Source organism: Pseudomonas sp. MCal1, assembly GCF_026341415.1.
Lineage (GTDB): Bacteria > Pseudomonadota > Gammaproteobacteria > Pseudomonadales > Pseudomonadaceae > Aquipseudomonas.
The window spans coordinates 164,211-182,495 of the sequence record NZ_JAKUMP010000008.1 but is presented as its reverse complement, the minus strand read 5'-3'; the positions used below and the strand labels follow the sequence as shown (position 1 = coordinate 182,495).

Here is an 18,285-nt window from a genome sequence, read left to right as displayed (position 1 = left end):
ACCTGTGAGCCATTGAGTTTTGCGGTTTACGCAGCCGGCGCCTTGGCCTCTTTGAGCAGCTGCTGAATCATCTGCTCCTGCGCCTGGTAACTGCCTTCGCCAAAGTGGGTGTAACGCACCTGCCCCTTGGCGTCGACCAGGTAATACGCCGGCCAGTACTGGTTATCGAAGTTGCGCCAGATTGTGTAATTGTTGTCGATGGCCACCGGGTAGGTGATGCCGAGCTTCTTCACTTGATCCTTGACGTTGTCAATGATCCGCTCGTAACCGTACTCCGGGGTGTGCACGCCGATCACCACCAGACCGTCCTTGCCGTACTTCTTCTCCCACTCCTTCACGTACGGCAGGGTGTGCTGGCAGTTGATGCAGTCATACGTCCAGAAGTCCACCAGCACCACTTTGCCGCGCAAGGACTCGGCCGTCAGTTCCGGCGAGTTCAGCCATTGCACCGCGCCGGACAGCGACGGCATCGCACCTCTGCCGGCCTCGTCTTCGGTCGAGTCCGCACGGACTTTGCTGACGAAGTAGTCCACCACCTTCGGCACGTTTTCCAGCACGCTTTTTTCGACCGTGGCCACGCCTTGGGACGAAGTGTTGGCCAGCAGCAAATTGTCCGCACCGGTGGCGATCACCGCCGCTGTCGCCAACACCGCAACACCCGCACCACGGCGGAACCAGCCAGTGAACGGAATCGACGGTTTCAGCCGGTTGACCAGGCCGCGACCGGCGAAAATCAGCGTCCCCAGCGACAGCGCACTGCCGGCGCCGTAGGCCAGCAGCAACAGGCTGGTCTGGGCGTTGGCGCCTTGCAGCATGGCACCGGTGAGAATCACACCGAGAATCGGGCCGGCGCACGGCGCCCACAACAGACCGGTGGCCACGCCGATCATGATCGAGGCCATGGGGCCGGTCTTTTTCCGGCTGTCCGGATCGAGACGATTGCCCAGCAGCACGAAGGGCCGCGCCAGCCAGTCACCGATGCGCGCGGAAATCAGTGACAGCGCAAACAGCACCATCACCACCAGCGCGATGTGACGACCGGTATTGCTGGCCTGAATGACCCACTCGCTGCTGACCACCGCCAGACTGGAGACAACGGCGAAAGTCAGGGCCATCCCGCCGAGGGTCAGCAGAATCGACGAACGGGTGCGGTCGGCACCGGCAAACAGAAACGGCACCACCGGCAGGATGCACGGACTGAGGACAGTCAACAGACCGCCCAGGAAAGCGATGAGAAACATGAGGTTCACCTTTTGAATGAAGGGTGTTCTGTCGACTGGATCGGGGGCCGTCTGTTACAGGCAGCCCCCTTCAATCCTCAAGCCGTCCGGCTTTCCAGCCACTGGCTTTGCGGGGTACGGCTGGCACCGTTTTCCGCCACCATCTGGCCTTGCGGCGTATGGCTGGAACCGTCGGCGGCCACCATCTGCCCCTGCGGTGTGCGGCTGGCGCCGTCGGCGGCGATCAGAGCGTCGCTGCCCGGTTTGGCCACCGGGGCCAGTTGAAAGCAGGTGCTGCTGCCACAGTTGTGCTGTTCGACGGCAGCGTTGGCGTGGGCCGCAACGCCGGCGAGGGAGAAGGCAACAGCGGTCAGATAGCGCGATACGTTGTTCATGGCGATGTTCCTTTTATAGAGAGGAGGTAATCAGTTGTCCTGGTTGCAGCCGTCGGCAAATTTGCGGTAGTCGAGCACCTGGGTCTTGCCGGCCGAGTCGAGGTAGGTCAGGCGGGCGTCGACGATGCCGCAGGTCATCGAGTTGTCCTGGGTCAGCGACACCACTTTCTGGATGTCCAGGTGACTGCCGTAGGAGTAGGTTTGCGGGGTGACATCGGCTTCGGCGCGGGCCGACAGGGTGCAGATGTTCAAAGCGGCAAACAGGCAAGCGGCAGCGATCGATTTGGTCTTGGTGTTCATGGCGTTTTCCTCGGGGCTTCAATGGTTGAATCGTTGAGTGGGCCGAGGCGTTCTGTGTGTGCCTCGATGGAGCTCATTTAAAGCTCGCGAGGTATCGCGCATGTGTCGGCAAATGCCGTGTATAAATCGCTACGTATCCGCGCGCGTGCGGGATACACAGCGATACAAAACCCTGTGAAAATCCGCTTTTTGCGTCGGCGTGTATCCGTCGCAGCGCTGGATACACTGCAATACAAAGGCAGGCAGGCGGCCTCGCGCAGGCTCGATAAACTGCCCGGCAATCCCCTTTTATTGAGGTTTGGCCCCATGGAACATGTCGATCACATCCTGATCGTCGACGACGACCGCGAGATTCGCGAACTGGTCGGCAATTACCTGAAAAAAAACGGCCTGCGCACCACGGTGGTTGCCGATGGCCGCCAGATGCGCAGTTTCCTGGAGGCCAACACCGTCGACCTGATCGTGCTCGACATCATGATGCCCGGCGACGATGGCCTGCTGCTGTGCCGCGAACTGCGCTCGGGCAAACACAAGGCCACACCGATCCTGATGCTCACCGCGCGCAACGATGAAACCGACCGCATCCTCGGCCTGGAAATGGGCGCCGACGATTACCTGACCAAACCGTTCGCCGCCCGCGAACTGCTGGCGCGGATCAATGCCGTGCTGCGCCGCACACGGATGCTGCCGCCGAATCTGGTGGTGACTGAAAGCGGTCGGCTGCTGGCATTCGGTCGCTGGCAGCTCGACACCTCGGCCCGGCATCTGCTGGACACCGACGGCACCATGGTCGCGCTCAGTGGCGCGGAATACCGCTTGCTGCGGGTGTTCCTCGACCATCCGCAACGAGTGCTCAGCCGCGATCAATTGCTCAACCTGACCCAGGGCCGCGACGCCGATCTGTTCGACCGCTCCATCGATCTGCTGGTCAGCCGTCTGCGCCAGCGCCTGCTGGATGACGCCCGTGAACCGGCCTACATCAAGACCGTGCGCAGCGAAGGCTACGTGTTCTCGCTACCGGTCGAAGTCCTCGGAGCCCCTGCATGAATGTCGCCCTGCGCTGGCCGCGCACCCTCGCCTCCCGCTTGTCGCTGATTTTCCTGATCGGCCTGATCCTCGCTCAGGCGCTGTCGTTCGGCGCGCAATATTACGAGCGCTACGAAAGCGCGAAGAACACCATGCTCGGCAACCTCGAAACCGACGTCTCGACCTCGATTGCCATCCTCGACCGCCTGCCCGCCGAAGAGCGCCCGATGTGGCTCAAACGCCTGGCTCGCAAGAATTACGGCTATCTGCTGAGCGAAGGCGAACCGGGCACACCGCTGGATCCGCAGGACGTGCCGATTGCCGTCACCTCGATTACCGACGCAATTGGCGAGGCCTATCCGCTGACGTTCACCGATATTCCCGGCCCGATAAAACACTTTCAGGGCCACCTGCGCCTGAGCGACGGCAGCCCGGTGACCATCGATGTGCGCCCGTCGATGGTACCGCTGTCGCCGTGGCTGCCGGTGGTATTGCTCGGGCAACTGGCGCTGATGCTCGCTTGTACCTGGCTGGCGGTGCGTATCGCCATCCGCCCCCTCACCCGCCTCGCCAACGCCGTGGAAACCCTCGACCCCAACGCCCACCCGATCAACCTCGACGAAAAAGGCCCGAACGAAGTGGCTTACGCCGCCCGCGCTTTCAACTCAATGCAGGCGCGCATTGCCGCGTACCTGAAAGAGCGCATGCAACTGCTCGCGGCGATCTCCCACGACCTGCAAACCCCGATCACCCGCATGAAGCTGCGGGCGGAGTTCATGGACGATTCGGCCGAGAAAGACAAACTGTGGAACGACCTCGGCGAAATGGAACATCTGGTGCGCGAAGGCGTGGCCTACGCCCGCAGCATCCATGGCTCGACCGAGGAAAGCCGGCGTACCAACCTGGATTCGTTCCTCGACAGCCTGGTGTTCGATTATCAGGACATGGGCAAGGAAGTGCAGTTGAGCGGCAAGAGTGAGGCGGTCATCGACACCCGCCCCCACGCCTTGCGCCGGGTGCTGGTCAACCTGACTGACAACGCGCTGAAATTCGCCGGCGCTGCCGAGCTGCTGATTCAGCGCGACGGGACCGGCCTGTCGATCAAGGTCATGGATCGCGGCCCGGGCATCGCCGAAGAAGAACTGGCCCAAGTGATGGAGCCGTTCTACCGCGTGGAAAACTCGCGCAACCGCAGCACCGGCGGCACCGGGCTGGGGCTGGCGATTGCCCAGCAACTGGCGATGGCACTGGGCGGGTCGCTGACACTGAGCAATCGCGACGGTGGCGGGTTGTGTGCGGAGCTCAGGTTGCCGCTGCATTCGTGATCTCTGTTTAAACAACACCGACCACCGGACGTCAGGGATGACGTCATATGAAGCCGGCGGCTACACCTCTCTCGGAAATTGGCGATTTTTTTGATCCGGTGCGTGGCTCTATCGTGGGTCACCGCCGCCGCGTTTAGCTCCGTTGGTCGCGACTGTCAGTTCTGTCAGTCGCAATCGTCAACTGATCGGTATGCGATGGCACCTCATACAACCGTATCGTGGAGCACGCATGAATCTGCTCGAATCGGTAACCCGAACCTGTCAGCGATTGGCTGCGGGTGGCTGGCGTTCGCTGATGCTGGCGCACGGCCTGGATATTCTGGCGCCTTCATTGAAGGCAGAACTGCTCAAGCCACTGACCATCAACCGGACTCTGGAAGGTTTCGAGGATTTCTGCCCTGACGGTTACCGCGCCATAGAGCCAGCCCGACCCGCACATAGCCTGCTCTACCACGCGCTCGCTTCACCGCGAGTCACGGCTGACGAGACTGGACGGCAACTGCGGGTTTTCCCCACCCATGCTGAAATCGAAACGGTTCTGAACTACGTGTTCGGCATCCAGCCACCCACACTCAACGACCTGATGCAACAGGCTCAATATGCACCACTGTCGGTGGCGGTATTCGCCAGCGAATACCGCTGTGCCGACGACACGGTCCACGGCCAGCATGCCGATTTGTGTTTCTCCCGCACCGGGATAGCTCGCACAGGGACTGCAGCTGCCCGCTATGACGAACGCCTGCGATGCTTCCTGCCCTTCGTTGACGATGATGCCCACGGGATACGGGTGATGCCGGTGCATTACAGCGCCTATATCGCGGTGCAATTGAAGGGGGATGGCGAGCGTTTCGGGCCCATGGACTTTCAGGCGGGACTGGATGACGGGCTGGATTTCCAGGTGCCATTGCACAAGCTCTTCAATGGCGTGGAGTGTCTGTCTGGGCTGGATCTGAACCTGACGCTGGGTATCCATCACATCAACGAGAAGATCCGTCATGTGCACTTGCGCCACAGCGGCACTGGCTGGCAGGAACCAGAGATTTCCGAATATCCGTTCATCATCACCGAAGACCTTGCGGGTTGGGCAGCGCAGCCGGATCTGGGGCCGGGAGTTCTGTCTCCCGAGCCCAGGCCACATCTGGTCGAGCTAGCTCATTACAAGGGGCAACCACTGTCGTTCACGATGCCGGCGAACACCGGGGGGATGGTCCATGGCCGACATAAAGTGGGAGTCGATGGCCAGATCGAGGACCTGAATGATCGTGAAGATGTTGCCGAGCTGGTCAGGCAAGGTGGTTACCGTGCCCTGCACTATCAGGATGGCACCGCAGACGGTTATGTCCGGGCAATCTGTCCGCCCCTTACGGACGAGCTGCCATCGAAGGCTGCCTACTCGGTCATCGGCGCCACGGATTACTTTCCGTTTTGTGTTCAGCGCCGGCTCCTGCACTGGGTGAAGGAAGAACCTGCCTTCTCCAGCCCCGATATCTGGCATGCGCGGCTGGAAGCCTTATCTAATGTGCGTAACTGCGCAAACCTTGGTTTGAAAGATCAGCCCTTCACGTCTGAGGATCGCGGGATCACCGCCATCGTGACGCTGCCGCACAAGTCGGCGCCGGGTCCAGCCTCCGGAACCTGGAGTCCCTCGCCCCCTCGCCCGTCTTCGTTACCGGACGCTGCCGCCGGAATTTTTGGTCCGGGCTGGGAGGTCGGTCAGGTCCGTCAGCAAGATATGGATGGAAACTGGATTCATATGCTGGCCGGTTATCAGATGGCGAGCCCCTTCTGTGAAGACAAGCGTATCTGTGCAGCACTCGGTTCCTTCTGGCCAGGCGTTGCGCCGGACTCCGCCCGCACCTTCGAACCACGCTCCAGCCTGCACACCATCATCCCGTTGACCGATGCGGAAACCGGAATCGGCAACGTTGCCTGGGACAACCAGCCATCCCCGCAACTGATACAGGACCACGGCAGCACATTCGTCCGGTACCGCGCCTACGAATACAGCGATTACACACAAGTCGCCCTTGAAAACAGGTTCTCCCTGCAACAGACCGGCGCAATCACTCAGCAGCAATACCAGAACCGGATACTCTCGATGTACCGCGTATACAACGTACTCGGCGCAGGTACCGACAAGCTTCAGCGTCATGCGTGGCCGTTGCTGTCCTTCATCCACGTGCAGCGCCCCGATCCGGAACTTGATTCAGCGCAACAGCAGGTCGGCGTAACGTTGCGCGGGTGGGTCTTTCGCTTCCTGATGTACGAACGTGGCACCGTAAGCACGCCTGCCGAGGACTTCAGATGGAGGGATGTGCAGGTCAAGCAACAAGTGCGACTGTTTGTCAGCGCCGAAGCAATACTGGTCAAACACGAAGATGCTGCGTGGCGACTCGCCGATGAAGCCCTTTGACGTCGTGGTGATCGGCGGCGGTCCGGCAGGCTCTGCGGCGGCGATCAGCTGCGCCCAGCGTGGCCTGCGAACGGCATTGATCGAGCGTGATGAGTTCCCGCGATTTCGCCCCGGAGAAAGCCTGCATCCAGGGGTCGAACCTGTGTTGCAGCAGCTGGGCGTTGCCGAACAACTGTGTGCGCAGGACGCGTTGCGTTTCAGCGGGTACTGGGTGCAATGGCACGAACCGCTGCGCTTCAACGGTTTTGGTAGTGACGACAATGGTCCATGGCAGGGCTTTCAGATTCCCCGTGAAACGCTGGACACGACGTTATTGAAGCAGGCCGCAACGCTTGGAGTGAGGGTGCTTCAGCCGTGTCGCGCACTCGCAGTCCTCAGCGAAAAGCATCGCGTGACCGGCGTGCGAACCGATTCAGGCCCGTTGCACGCCGACTATGTGATCGATGCCAGCGGCGCATCCGCCTGGCTTCATCGACAACTGGGGTTGACCATCCGCCACTGTTCGCCACGTCTGATTGCGCGCTACGGTTATGTCCGGGGTTGTCCGTCCGTTTATCAGAACGCGCCGCACCTATCGGCGGATCCCAATGGATGGACGTGGATAGCAAAAGTGCAAGCGCATTTGACGCACTGGACGCATCTGACATTCGACGCGCCAGACGTGCATTCCACGGCCGTTCCCCAACCGCTGCAACACTTGCCCATGCACGGCCCCCTCCACGGCGCCGATGTGACGTGGCGCATCAGTACGGCAGCAGCCGGTGGCGGCTACTTTACGGTCGGCGACGCGGCCAGTCAGCTCGACCCGGCATCTTCCCATGGCGTGCTCAAGGCCTTGATGACCGGAATGCAAGCCGCGCAGGCGGTATACGACTGCGTCGGGCGGCCCTCCGTGCAATCGTCAGCTCAGAGGCAATACAGCCAATGGCTGGGCGACTGGTTCGAGAAGGACATGGCACAACTTCGTCGCTTCTATCGCCTTCATCCCGATCCGCCGCGCTGGCTGCAACCTCGCGACTGACTCAGACAATGCCGATGACCCGATCTTCATGCAACTGCCGCAACAACGCCAGGCCGCTGTCCATGAACGACACCGTTCCCGGCAATCCCGCCTCCAGCGCCAACCCTTGCAGTTGCTCACGACCGCTCAGCAACGGGAACTCCTCAATCCGCTGCAACAACCGCCAGGCCAGCGGGCTCAACTCGGAAAATTTCACGCTCCAGTCCGTCGTGCGCCGCACCAGCAAAAGCGTCGGTTGAGCCGGCGGCGTGGCCGGTTGATGATCCGGCCCGAGCATCTGCACCGGCCAGGTGTAAGCCAACGGCCAGGCCAGTGCCGACACCTGCAGCGACCGCTCCAGCAAATGCGCCGGATCACTCGCAGGCAAGGCTTCGGCGTCGGACTGCTGCAACACCATTTCCACCCATTCGTAATGCGCCAGTTCCACCAGAAACGCCGGCCACCCGCCCGCGTTCAACACGGCAGGTTCCGAGGCGAGATAGCTGACGAACTCCTCGGCGATCTCGCCGAATTTCGGTGTCTGCGCGCGGTAGTCCCGCAGGAAGCCTCGAATCAATGTGCGCCAGCGCTCCTGGCCGATGATCCGGATCAGCACCGGAAACGTGCTGCCCAGCAGTTGCGAGACGTTGTTGAACACCAGGTCGCGATAGACATCGACCCGCGCCGCGTTCATGCCGGCCGGCGGCGCTTCGTGCTCGGGATCGCGCAGATAGCGGGTCAGGGCCTGTTGTTGCAGCAGAAGATTATCCACGCGGGGCTCCTTCGGTTTGCAGGCGGCGGATGGTTTGCAGTTCGGCCACCAGTTCAGAAAACGCCGGGAAATTGAAATCCCGCTCCAACAGCGTCGGCTGCGCGCCAAATCGGGCATAAGCGTTGGCCAGCAACGACCAGACCACCGGTTTGACCGAGGCGCCATGGGTGTCGATTTTCAGCGTGTCGGACTCATCAAAGTGCCCCGCCACGTGCATGCCGACGACCCGGCCCGGTTCAATGGCGGCCAGAAATGCCTGCGGGTCGAAACCATGGTTGATCGAGTTGACGTAGACGTTGTTGACGTCCAGCAGCAGGTCGCAATCGGCCTCACGCAGCACGGCGTTGGTGAAGGTCACTTCGTTCATGTCCTGCCGGGGGGCGGCGTAGTAGGAAACATTTTCCACCGCCAGTCGCCGGCCGAGAATGTCCTGGGCCTGGCGGATCCGCGCGGCGACGTGGTGCACCGCCTCTTCGGTGAACGGCAACGGCAGCAGGTCATAGAGATGACCGTCGTCGCTGCAATAGCTCAGGTGTTCGCTGTACAGCGGCACTTTGTGATGATCGAGAAAGGCCCGGACTTCCCGGAGGAACCCGACGTCCAGCGGCGCAGAACCACCGAGCGACAACGACAGCCCGTGGCAGGACAACGGATATCGCTCGGCCAGCTCGCGCAATGCAGCGCCATGGGCTCCGCCGACGCCGATCCAGTTTTCCGGGGCGACCTCAAGAAAGTCAAAATCGCCGGTGCGCGCGGCTTGCAGGTCTTTCATCAGGCCGCGACGCAGGCCGAGCCCGACGCTGGCCTGCAAGGTGGGATGGGGAATCTGCATGGGCAAGTACTCTGTTTGGGAGCCGCCAGATCAGCGACTGACCATTGCAGTTAATGCGCCCACTGTGTCGCTGCTGTGTTCGACCGCCGGAACAATTGGCACCTTGTGTATCCAACAGCAACAGAGATACACAGCGATACATGACCACCACGGATTCCAACAGCGGCTAGACTCAATCAGTACCCAGTCGAGGGGGCCGCAGGACAGCAGTGTCGCCCTGCACGTTTCCACGACCACCGCACGGTGGTGAATGCCTCGACACCCCACCGCCACCGGACTGTGATCCTGTCAAAGGAGCACATGAAATGGACGAGGCCAGACTCAACGAATTCATGGGCAAACTGGTCAACGACATGGGTGGCGCGGCGATGCTGGCCAATGTCATTGTCGGCGAAGAACTCGGCCTCTACCGGGCAATGGCCGACAGTCAGCCGATCAGTCCCGAGTCCCTCGCTGCAAAAACCACCTGCAATCCGCGACTGGTACGCGAATGGCTGAGCGCCCACGCGGCGTCCGGCTATATGGAACACCACGACGGCAAATTCCGTCTGCCGGAAGAACAGGCGCTGGCCCTGGCCAAGGAAGATTCGCCGGTGTACGTGGCCGGCGGGCTCGGCGTGGTGGCGTCGTTTTTCCATGACAAGGACAAACTGGTCAAAGCCATGCGCGGCAACGGCGCCCTGCCCTGGGGCGATCACCATCCGTGCATGTTCACCGGCACCGAGCGCTTCTTCCGGCCAGGCTACAAGGGGCATTTGATTGCCGAATGGTTGCCGTCGCTGAACGGCGTGGTGGCCAAACTTGAAGAAGGCGCCAAGGTCGCCGATGTGGGCTGTGGGCACGGAGCGTCCACGGTGATCATGGCTCAGGCGTATCCCAACTCGCGGTTCGTTGGCTTCGACTATCACGCGCCTTCGATCACCGTCGCCACCCAACGCGCCGAAGAAGGCGGGGTCAGCAGTCGCGCGCGGTTCTTCCAGGGTACGGCGAAAAGCTATCCCGGCGATGACTATGACCTGATCTGTTATTTCGACTGCCTGCACGACATGGGCGACCCGGTCGGTGCGGCGAAGCATGCCTACGATTGTTTGAAGGACGACGGCACGGTGCTGCTGGTCGAGCCGTTTGCCAACGACACCCTGGACGAAAACATCACGCCGGTCGGGCGTTTGTTCTACGCCGCCTCAACGTTCATCTGCACGCCAAACTCGCTGTCCCAGGAAGTGGGCCTCGGCCTCGGTGCGCAGGCGGGCGAGTCGCGCTTGCGCAAAGTGTTCACCGAAGCCGGCTTCAAACACTTCCGGCGGGCAACGCAGACGCCGTTCAACCTGATTCTGGAGGCGAGAAAGTAACCTCGGGCAGCGGACGCCTCTGAAAAGAGGCGTCCGTCGGTGCTAACCTGCAAGGCACTTACAGCCTGCGGAGCGCTGATCATGCTCGACCGTCCCTTCGTCGACCCACTCGATTATCTGCAACAGGTCATGGCCGACGGCGACTTCATTGTGCTGACCGGCGCCGGTATCAGCACGCCGTCGGGCATCCCGGACTACCGCGACACTGACGGTGTGCGCCGTGGCCGGCAGCCGATGATGTACCAGGAATTCCTCGCCGCCCCGCAATCGCGCCGGCGCTATTGGGCCCGGGCCATGCTCGGCTGGCCGCGCGTGCGCCAGGCACGGCCGAACGCTGCCCATGAAGCGCTGGCCAGCCTGCAAAGCCAGGGGCGGATTGGCGGATTGATCACCCAGAATGTCGACACCCTGCACGATCAGGCCGGCAGTCACGATGTCATCGAACTGCACGGCAGCCTGCACCGGGTGTTGTGTCTGGATTGCGGCCAGCGCAGCGAGCGGGACTCGATTCAGCAATTGATGGAAACGCAGAACCCTTACCTGGCGGGTGTCGATGCCGTGCAGGCACCGGATGGCGATACCTTGCTCGACCCGGCCTTCGAGGCGCGGTTCCAGGTGCCGCATTGTCCGCATTGCGCAGGCGAACGGATGAAGCCGGACGTGGTGTTTTTTGGTGAAAACGTGGCGCAACCGACGGCGGCGCGGGCCATGGCGCTGGCGGAAAATGCCGCCGGGATGCTCGTGGTCGGCTCGTCGCTGATGGCCTATTCGGCGTTTCGCCTGTGCCGGGTGATTGCGGATCGGGGCAAACCGCTGATTGCGATCAATCTGGGGAAGACCCGGGCGGATGAGTTGCTGGATTTGAAGATTGAGGGGTCGTGCGAACAGTTGCTGCCGCTATTGGCACAACGCCTCAATGCTCAGCCTTAAGGATGTCGAACAACGCCTGAGCCGCTGCCGACAATTCATTACCCGAATCCGTCAGCACGCCAATCGCCCGCTCCACCACCGGCTCGTGCAAGGTCAGGCAATGCGCGCCCAGTTCGCGCATCTGCCCGGCACACAATGCCGGCACCGCACTGACGCCCAGTCCGCTCGCCACCATCCGCCCCACCGTCGCCAGTTGATGGCTTTCAAACTCCACCGGCAGTTTCATCCCTCGGGCCTGCAAGTGTTCTTCCAGCATCACCCGCACCGTGGACGGTCGTTGCAGGGTGATGAACGGTTCCTGCAGCAACGTCTGCCAGTCAATGTCACTGCGCCCCGCCAGCGGCGAATCCTGCGGCACCACCGCGACGAAACGATCCCGGTAAAGCGGCGTGAAGCTCAGCGAAGTGTTCTGCATCGGCTCAAACGCCACGCCAAGTTCGACCTGACGATCACGGACCATTTCCAGCACTTGCTCATTGATCACGTCGTTGACCGTGACGTTGACGTTCGGATAACGCGCGCGGAAGGTCTTGAGGATCGGCGGCAGCAGGTTGCCGGCAAACGACGGCATCGCAGCCAGCGTCACTCGCCCGCGTTGCAGACTGAAGCGCTGGCGCATTTCGTCTTCGGCGTTGTCCCAGTCGGCGATCAGGCGCCGGGCCAGCGGCAGCAGCGACTCCCCTTCAGGGGTCAGCGCCACGTTGCGGGTGTTGCGGCTGAACAGACGCCCGCCCAGCCCCTCTTCCAGCGCCTTGATGGTCAGGCTCAACGCCGATTGCGACAGGTGCAGGCGCTCGCAAGCCACGGCGAAGCTCAGGCTCTGGGCCACGGCGAGAAAGGCGCGGATCTGCTTGATGGTCATGAACGATTCACTCAAGGGACTAAGCTGAACACCTCATTGATCGTTCCCACGCTCTGCGTGGTAACGCAGCCCGTGACGCTCCGCGTCACTGGGACGCGGAGCGTCCCCGGAGGCATTCCCACGCAGAGCGTGGGAACGATCAACGAGGCCAATATTGAGCTTTATCAATCAATCAACCTTAAAAATCAACTTAACAAATATATCCTCCAGCGCGACACTCCAACCATTCGGCTAGCCAGCCGCCCGACAAACAATAAAAGAGGTGCATATGGCAGGTTTCGACAAGCGCGTGTATTCCTACGAGGAAGCCATGGCAGGTCTTGAAGACGGCATGACCGTGATCGCCGGCGGCTTCGGCCTGTGCGGCATTCCGGAAAACCTGATCGCCGAGATCAAGCGCAAGGGCACCCGTGACCTCACCGTCGTTTCCAACAACTGCGGCGTCGATGGTTTCGGCCTCGGCGTGCTGCTGACCGACCGTCAGATCCGCAAGGTGGTCGCCTCCTACGTAGGCGAAAACAAACTGTTCGAAGAGCAACTGCTCAAGGGCGACATCGAAGTCGTCCTGACCCCGCAAGGCACCCTGGCCGAAAAAATGCGCGCAGGCGGCGCCGGCATCCCGGCCTTCTTCACCGCCACCGGCGTCGGCACCCCGGTCGCCGAAGGCAAGGAAGTGCGTGAATTCCACGGTCGCAAGTACCTGATGGAAGAGTCCATCACCGGCGACTTCGCCATCGTCAAAGGCTGGAAAGCCGACCACTTCGGCAACGTCATCTACCGCCACACCGCCCAGAACTTCAACCCGCTGGCCGCCACCGCCGGCAAGATCACCGTGGTCGAAGTCGAAGAAATCGTCGAACCCGGCGAACTGGATCCGGCACACATCCACACGCCCGGCATCTACGTCGACCGGGTCATTTGCGGCACGTTCAAAAAACGCATCGAACAACGCACCATCCGCAAATAATCCAGGCTGACGGAGAACAAGAACATGGCACTTACCCGCGAACAAATGGCTCAACGCGTCGCCCGCGAAATGCAGGACGGCTTCTATGTGAACCTCGGCATCGGCATTCCGACCCTGGTCGCCAACTACATCCCCGAAGGCATGGAAGTCATGCTGCAATCGGAAAACGGTCTGCTCGGCATGGGCCCTTTCCCGACTGAAGAAACCATCGACGCCGACATGATCAACGCCGGCAAACAAACGGTGACCGCGCGTATCGGCGCATCGATCTTCAACTCCGCCGAATCCTTCGCGATGATCCGCGGCGGCCACGTCGACCTGACCGTACTCGGCGCGTTCGAAGTGGACGTACAAGGCAACATCGCCTCGTGGATGATCCCCGGCAAACTGGTCAAGGGCATGGGCGGTGCGATGGACCTGGTGGCCGGCGCCGACAACATCATCGTGATCATGACCCACGCGTCCAAGGACGGTGAGTCCAAGTTGCTGAGCCAGTGCAGCCTGCCGCTGACCGGCGCCGGTTGCATCAAGCGTGTGCTGACCGACCTGGCGTACCTGGAAATCGAAAATGGCGCTTTTGTCCTCAAGGAACGCGCACCTGGCGTCAGCGTCGAGGAAATCGTCGCTAAAACCGCTGGTAAGCTTGTCGTCCCGGATCACGTACCGGAAATGCAGTTCGCTGCCGAGTGAGGAATTCGAAAATGCAAGACGTCGTCATTGTTGCCGCCACGCGTACCGCGATCGGCAGTTTCCAGGGTTCGCTGGCCACCGTCTCCGCCGTGGATCTGGGCGCAGCGGTCATCCGCCAGTTGCTTGAGCAGACCGGTCTGGACGGTGCTCAGGTCGATGAAGTCATCATGGGCCAGGTGCTGACCGCCGGCGCCGGCCAGAACCCGGCGCGCCAGTCGGCGATCAAGGCCGGCCTGCCCCACGCCGTTCCGGCCATGACCCTGAACAAGGTCTGCGGCTCGGGCCTCAAGGCCCTGCACCTCGGTGCACAGGCGATCCGTTGCGGCGACGCGGACGTGATCATTGCCGGCGGCCAGGAAAACATGAGCCTGGCCAACTATGTGATGCCGGGCGCACGAACCGGTCTGCGCATGGGTCACGCGCAAATCGTCGACACCATGATCAGCGATGGTCTGTGGGATGCGTTCAACGATTACCACATGGGCATCACTGCCGAGAACCTGGTCGAGAAATACGGGATCAGCCGCGAGCAGCAGGACGCCTTCGCTGCCGCATCGCAACAGAAAGCCGCCGCGGCCATCGAGGCCGGTCGTTTTGTCGATGAAATCACCCCAATCCTGATCCCGCAGCGCAAAGGCGATCCGGTGGCGTTCAAGGTTGACGAACAGCCCCGCGGCGACACTACCGCTGAATCCCTGGCCAAACTGCGTCCAGCGTTCAAGAAGGACGGCAGCGTCACCGCCGGCAACGCTTCATCGCTGAACGACGGCGCGGCTGCGGTCATTCTGATGAGCGCCGAAAAAGCCAAGGCCCTGGGCCTGCCGGTGCTGGCGAAAATCGCCGCCTACGCCAATGCGGGCGTCGACCCGGCGATCATGGGCATCGGCCCTGTGTCCGCCACTCGCCGCTGCCTGGACAAGGCCGGCTGGAACATCGGCCAACTGGATCTGATCGAAGCCAACGAAGCCTTCGCCGCGCAATCGCTGGCGGTGGCCAAGGATCTGCAGTGGGATCTGGACAAGGTCAACGTCAACGGCGGCGCCATCGCCCTCGGTCACCCGATCGGTGCATCGGGCTGCCGTGTGCTGGTGACTCTGCTGCACGAAATGATCAAGCGTGATGCGAAAAAAGGTCTGGCGACCCTGTGCATCGGTGGCGGTCAAGGCGTGGCCCTGGCGCTGGAACGCGCGTAAGCGCAAAACAGGTTCAACAGCGGTCGGCGGATCCACGACATCCACTGCCCGTTGGCAACAAACCCGGTACGGCTCACGTCGCACCGGGTATTTTTTCGCCTGCGGTTCAGCGAATCAGACGGCCATTTGCAGAATCAGCCACGCATTGGCTCCGCTGATCACCGCAAACAATCCCCACGCCAGAACCTTGGTAGGCAACCGGTTCACAAACGGCCCCATCAGCTGTTTGTCATTGGTCATGCGAATCAGCGGATACAGCGCAAACGGCAATTGCAGGCTCAACACCACCTGGCTCAGCACCAGCAACTTGCCCACCGCGCCGTCCCCCATCAGCCATACGCCGATGAACGCCGGAATCAACGCCAGCCCACGGGTTATAAGGCGCCGCTGCCAGCAGGGAATGCGCAGGTTCAGATAGCCTTCCATGATCACTTGTCCGGCGATGGTGCCGGTGAAGGTCGAACTCTGCCCCGAAGCCAGCAACGCCACACCGAACAGCACGCTGGCCAGCGCGCCGCCCACCAGCGGGTCGAGCAAGTGATAGGCGTCCTGAATATCGACCACATCGGTGTGCCCGGACTGATGGAAGGCTGCCGCCGCGAGAATCAGGATCGCCGCGTTGACCAGCAACGCCAGCGCCAGCGAACCGATGGTGTCGATGCGCGCCAGTTTTACCGCGTCCTGCTTGCTAGCCAGATCCTTGCCGATTAGCCGCGTCTGCACGATCGAAGTGTGCAGGTACAGGTTGTGCGGCATGACGGTGGCGCCGAGGATGCCGATGGCCAGATACAACGGCGCCGCATCGCTGATCGCCGACAGTGACGGTTTGAAACCTTGGGCTACGTCTGGCCAGTACGGTTTGATCAGCAGCAATTCAACGAAGAAACACGCGCCGATGGTGCCCACGAGCACCAGCATGATCGCTTCCAGTCGGCGGAAGCCACGGTTTTGCAGGGCCAGCACCAGCAACGTATCGAACGCTGTCAGCGCGATACCGAATGTCAGCGAACAACCCAGCAGCAAGTGAAACGCCAGCGCGCAGCCGAGTACTTCTGCCAGGTCTGTCGCGATGATCGAGATTTCCGCCAGCACCCATTGCAGCCGCGCAGTCGGAGTGCTGTAACGCTCGCGGGACAGCTGCGCCAGGTCACGCCCTGTGGCAATACCCAGCCGCGAACACAGACATTGCACGACCATGCCCGACAGGCTCGCCAGCAACACCACGAACAACAGGCTGTAACCGAAGCGCGAACCGGCCTCGATCGCGGTGGCCCAGTTGCCCGGGTCCATGTAGCCGATCGACACCAGCAGACCGGGGCCGGCAAAACGCAACACGCGCTTGAAGAACGAGGCATTGGGGTCGACCGGGACACTGCCGGCCACTTCCGGCGGGCAGAACGGCGCCGTGGCGATTTTGGGCAAGCTGAATTTCACGCACACATCCAGAAACAAGTCGAAAGACGCAGCTTAGACGTTTCAGTCGGCGTGCCCAAGAGCAGATGTGCTGCGCTCAGGGTTTCGCATTGCCAAGCAATTGCTGGCGCAACTGGGGACTGCGCGTGCGCGGGTCGAGCCAGATGTCGAAAAACGCTCGGGCAAACTGCGGATCATCGATTTCATGCTGCAACTGTTGACCGACAAAAAACCGCGCGCCCTGCCCCGGCAGATACACCCCGGTGATCCGCGTGCCGGCCTGGACGTCGACGAACGATTGCTGCATCTGGGCCTGCCAGACCGCCAATTGCGCCGGGCTGATGGAAGCACCGGCCAGGCGTTTGATCTCATCGACACTGGCCTTGACCAGATCATCGCGAGACACGTTGCGCCGGTAGATCAATTCCAGGGCGAAGGGCTGACCGTCGGCCAGTGGACGCGCGGCACTCCACAGCCGAGCGTTATAAATGTCGAAACCGAACACACTGAAATCCCCGGTGCCGATGATCTGCGCACCGGGCACCGCATCCTGCCAACTGGCCCAGGTCGGCGTCAGCAACAGCGCCCACAAGCCGATTCCGCAACATCCACTCAACACCTTCGGTGTTCTGCTCATCGCGGTAATGACTCCGGTTAACCCTGATAGTCAGAGCATAGTCGGCGATCACGCCCGACACTTTGTATACATTTATTGCATGCATTTGCAGCAATCCACCAACGACAGTGCTAACGTGGCCCCCATTGACCCGATGGAGCGACCTGCGTGCTGATCCTCAAACTGCTGCTGATTCCCGGTTTCCTGCTGCTGATTTCCCTCGCCGGCAAGCGTTGGGGCCCCAGTGTCGCCGGGTGGCTGTCGGGATTGCCGGTGGTGGTCGGGCCGATTCTGTTTTTCCTCGCCATCGAGCAAGGCCCGGCGTTCGCCGCGCAATCGGCGATTGCGGCGCTGTCGGCCATGTTTGCGATGATCGCGTTTTGTGTCACTTACGCGCAGGTTGCTCAGCGCGCCAACTGGCCGTTGGCATTGGTTGTTTCTTTATCGGTCTGGGCCGTGTTGGCGCTGATCCTGTCGCTGATTCCGGCGTCGCTGCCCTTCTCCATCGCTGCCGCTGCGACCGCCCTTCTTGCTGCGCCTTACCTGTTTCCCAAGGTGCAACCGGTGGTCGGCGGTCCGGCGCCGAAGTCGGACAAACTGGTCTGGCGGATGATCGCCGGGGCGGCATTGACGCTGGTAGTGACGATGCTGGCCAGTACCGTCGGCGAGCGCTGGAGCGGTCTGCTCGCGGTGTTCCCGGTGTTGGGCAGCGTGATGGCGGTGTTTTCCCAGCAGACCCGGGGCCCGGCATTTACCGCCGCATTGTTGCGAGCGACGGCGACGGGGATGTATTCGTTTTCGGCGTTTTGTCTGGTGTTGGCGCTGACGGTTCCAAGCCTGGGTTTCGGCGGTTTCGTGGTGGCGATGGCCGTTTCGGTGGCGATGCTGGGCGTCACCCGGCAACTGTTGGCCAGACCGGCGCCGGCACCGTCACCGAACTGACCCCGACCGGACAAACCGCGCTGGAGTGCCGGGCACG

18 protein-coding genes are annotated in these 18,285 nt (G+C 61.7%); 10 read left to right on the top strand and 8 right to left on the bottom strand.

Annotation, left to right across the window (positions count from 1 at the left end):
* Positions 1–26: 26 nt before the first annotated feature.
* From MKZ87_RS15210 to MKZ87_RS15200, 3 genes are all read right to left on the bottom strand, one after another.
* Positions 27–1,241 (bottom strand): cytochrome c biogenesis protein DipZ, encoded by a 1,215-nt coding sequence (locus MKZ87_RS15210; protein ID WP_266201239.1) that lies wholly within the window; start codon positions 1,239–1,241, stop codon positions 27–29.
* A gap of 77 nt (positions 1,242–1,318) precedes the next feature.
* The gene (locus MKZ87_RS15205; protein ID WP_085704127.1) at positions 1,319–1,615 is read right to left on the bottom strand and encodes a hypothetical protein; all 297 of its coding nucleotides are present in this window, start codon (positions 1,613–1,615) and stop codon (positions 1,319–1,321) included.
* Between the two features lie 30 nt (positions 1,616–1,645).
* Positions 1,646–1,915 (bottom strand): DUF2790 domain-containing protein, encoded by a 270-nt coding sequence (locus MKZ87_RS15200; protein ID WP_085698672.1) that lies wholly within the window; start codon positions 1,913–1,915, stop codon positions 1,646–1,648.
* 306 nt (positions 1,916–2,221) lie between these two features.
* Between MKZ87_RS15200 and MKZ87_RS15195 the strand changes: the two genes are divergently transcribed.
* The 4 genes from MKZ87_RS15195 to MKZ87_RS15180 all read left to right on the top strand — a co-directional run bounded on the left by MKZ87_RS15195 (position 2,222) and on the right by MKZ87_RS15180 (position 7,700).
* On the top strand, positions 2,222–2,962 hold the full coding sequence (locus MKZ87_RS15195; RefSeq protein ID WP_085698671.1) for a response regulator: 741 nt from the start codon (positions 2,222–2,224) through the stop codon (positions 2,960–2,962).
* Positions 2,959–4,266: a sensor histidine kinase gene (locus MKZ87_RS15190; RefSeq protein WP_085698670.1), complete on the top strand. Its 1,308-nt coding sequence runs from the start codon at positions 2,959–2,961 to the stop codon at positions 4,264–4,266. Before MKZ87_RS15195 ends, MKZ87_RS15190 begins: the two co-directional genes overlap by 4 nt.
* Positions 4,267–4,495: 229 nt before the next feature.
* On the top strand, positions 4,496–6,679 hold the full coding sequence (locus MKZ87_RS15185) for a hypothetical protein (protein WP_266201238.1): 2,184 nt from the start codon (positions 4,496–4,498) through the stop codon (positions 6,677–6,679).
* The gene (locus tag MKZ87_RS15180) at positions 6,666–7,700 is read left to right on the top strand and encodes an NAD(P)/FAD-dependent oxidoreductase (protein WP_266201237.1); all 1,035 of its coding nucleotides are present in this window, start codon (positions 6,666–6,668) and stop codon (positions 7,698–7,700) included. Before MKZ87_RS15185 ends, MKZ87_RS15180 begins: the two co-directional genes overlap by 14 nt.
* Position 7,701: 1 nt before the next feature.
* Here the strand turns inward: MKZ87_RS15180 and MKZ87_RS15175 are convergent, their stop codons facing one another.
* Positions 7,702–8,451 carry a DNA-binding domain-containing protein gene (locus tag MKZ87_RS15175; protein ID WP_266201236.1) on the bottom strand — a complete coding sequence of 250 codons (750 nt, stop codon included), beginning with the start codon at positions 8,449–8,451 and terminating at the stop codon, positions 7,702–7,704.
* Complete coding sequence (locus MKZ87_RS15170) at positions 8,444–9,283, bottom strand: DUF692 domain-containing protein (protein ID WP_266201235.1); 840 nt, start codon at positions 9,281–9,283, stop codon at positions 8,444–8,446. Before MKZ87_RS15170 ends, MKZ87_RS15175 begins: the two co-directional genes overlap by 8 nt.
* 305 nt (positions 9,284–9,588) lie before the next feature.
* Here MKZ87_RS15170 and MKZ87_RS15165 point away from each other — a divergent pair, with 305 nt between their 5' ends.
* Complete coding sequence (locus MKZ87_RS15165) at positions 9,589–10,635, top strand: class I SAM-dependent methyltransferase (protein WP_085698666.1); 1,047 nt, start codon at positions 9,589–9,591, stop codon at positions 10,633–10,635.
* Positions 10,636–10,716: 81 nt separating this feature from the next.
* A complete protein-coding gene (locus MKZ87_RS15160; protein ID WP_085704110.1) occupies positions 10,717–11,565 on the top strand; it encodes an NAD-dependent protein deacetylase in 849 nt (282 codons plus the stop codon).
* Here the strand turns inward: MKZ87_RS15160 and MKZ87_RS15155 are convergent.
* Positions 11,549–12,427 (bottom strand): LysR family transcriptional regulator, encoded by an 879-nt coding sequence (locus MKZ87_RS15155; RefSeq protein ID WP_085704107.1) that lies wholly within the window; start codon positions 12,425–12,427, stop codon positions 11,549–11,551. The genes MKZ87_RS15160 and MKZ87_RS15155 overlap by 17 nt on opposite strands.
* 268 nt (positions 12,428–12,695) lie before the next feature.
* Here MKZ87_RS15155 and MKZ87_RS15150 point away from each other — a divergent pair, with 268 nt between their 5' ends.
* Genes MKZ87_RS15150 through MKZ87_RS15140 form a run of 3 tightly spaced genes read left to right on the top strand, consistent with a single transcriptional unit; the run spans position 12,696 to position 15,277 of the window.
* Positions 12,696–13,394, top strand: a complete 699-nt coding sequence (locus MKZ87_RS15150) for a CoA transferase subunit A (protein WP_266201234.1) — start codon at positions 12,696–12,698, stop codon at positions 13,392–13,394.
* A 24-nt stretch (positions 13,395–13,418) separates the two neighbouring features.
* Complete coding sequence (locus tag MKZ87_RS15145) at positions 13,419–14,084, top strand: CoA transferase subunit B (protein ID WP_085704101.1); 666 nt, start codon at positions 13,419–13,421, stop codon at positions 14,082–14,084.
* 11 nt (positions 14,085–14,095) lie between these two features.
* Positions 14,096–15,277: an acetyl-CoA C-acetyltransferase gene (locus MKZ87_RS15140; RefSeq protein WP_266201232.1), complete on the top strand. Its 1,182-nt coding sequence runs from the start codon at positions 14,096–14,098 to the stop codon at positions 15,275–15,277.
* Positions 15,278–15,391: 114 nt separating this feature from the next.
* Here MKZ87_RS15140 and MKZ87_RS15135 read toward each other — a convergent pair whose 3' ends face one another.
* Positions 15,392–16,660 carry an Nramp family divalent metal transporter gene (locus tag MKZ87_RS15135; RefSeq protein ID WP_416383552.1) on the bottom strand — a complete coding sequence of 423 codons (1,269 nt, stop codon included), beginning with the start codon at positions 16,658–16,660 and terminating at the stop codon, positions 15,392–15,394.
* Positions 16,661–16,787: 127 nt separating this feature from the next.
* Positions 16,788–17,327, bottom strand: coding sequence for a chalcone isomerase family protein (locus tag MKZ87_RS15130; protein ID WP_085698659.1), 540 nt, complete (start codon positions 17,325–17,327; stop codon positions 16,788–16,790).
* Between the two features lie 147 nt (positions 17,328–17,474).
* Here MKZ87_RS15130 and MKZ87_RS15125 point away from each other — a divergent pair, with 147 nt between their 5' ends.
* Positions 17,475–18,248, top strand: coding sequence for a hypothetical protein (locus MKZ87_RS15125; protein ID WP_266201231.1), 774 nt, complete (start codon positions 17,475–17,477; stop codon positions 18,246–18,248).
* Positions 18,249–18,285 lie beyond the last annotated feature (37 nt).

Coding starts and splice junctions, on each gene's coding strand:
- MKZ87_RS15210 (WP_266201239.1), bottom strand. CDS start 1,241: ATGTTTCTCATCGCTTTCCTGGGCGGTCTGTTGACTGTCCTCAGTCCG.
- MKZ87_RS15205 (WP_085704127.1), bottom strand. CDS start 1,615: ATGAACAACGTATCGCGCTATCTGACCGCTGTTGCCTTCTCCCTCGCC.
- MKZ87_RS15200 (WP_085698672.1), bottom strand. CDS start 1,915: ATGAACACCAAGACCAAATCGATCGCTGCCGCTTGCCTGTTTGCCGCT.
- MKZ87_RS15195 (WP_085698671.1), top strand. CDS start 2,222: ATGGAACATGTCGATCACATCCTGATCGTCGACGACGACCGCGAGATT.
- MKZ87_RS15190 (WP_085698670.1), top strand. CDS start 2,959: ATGAATGTCGCCCTGCGCTGGCCGCGCACCCTCGCCTCCCGCTTGTCG.
- MKZ87_RS15185 (WP_266201238.1), top strand. CDS start 4,496: ATGAATCTGCTCGAATCGGTAACCCGAACCTGTCAGCGATTGGCTGCG.
- MKZ87_RS15180 (WP_266201237.1), top strand. CDS start 6,666: ATGAAGCCCTTTGACGTCGTGGTGATCGGCGGCGGTCCGGCAGGCTCT.
- MKZ87_RS15170 (WP_266201235.1), bottom strand. CDS start 9,283: ATGCAGATTCCCCATCCCACCTTGCAGGCCAGCGTCGGGCTCGGCCTG.
- MKZ87_RS15165 (WP_085698666.1), top strand. CDS start 9,589: ATGGACGAGGCCAGACTCAACGAATTCATGGGCAAACTGGTCAACGAC.
- MKZ87_RS15160 (WP_085704110.1), top strand. CDS start 10,717: ATGCTCGACCGTCCCTTCGTCGACCCACTCGATTATCTGCAACAGGTC.
- MKZ87_RS15155 (WP_085704107.1), bottom strand. CDS start 12,427: ATGACCATCAAGCAGATCCGCGCCTTTCTCGCCGTGGCCCAGAGCCTG.
- MKZ87_RS15150 (WP_266201234.1), top strand. CDS start 12,696: ATGGCAGGTTTCGACAAGCGCGTGTATTCCTACGAGGAAGCCATGGCA.
- MKZ87_RS15145 (WP_085704101.1), top strand. CDS start 13,419: ATGGCACTTACCCGCGAACAAATGGCTCAACGCGTCGCCCGCGAAATG.
- MKZ87_RS15140 (WP_266201232.1), top strand. CDS start 14,096: ATGCAAGACGTCGTCATTGTTGCCGCCACGCGTACCGCGATCGGCAGT.
- MKZ87_RS15130 (WP_085698659.1), bottom strand. CDS start 17,327: ATGAGCAGAACACCGAAGGTGTTGAGTGGATGTTGCGGAATCGGCTTG.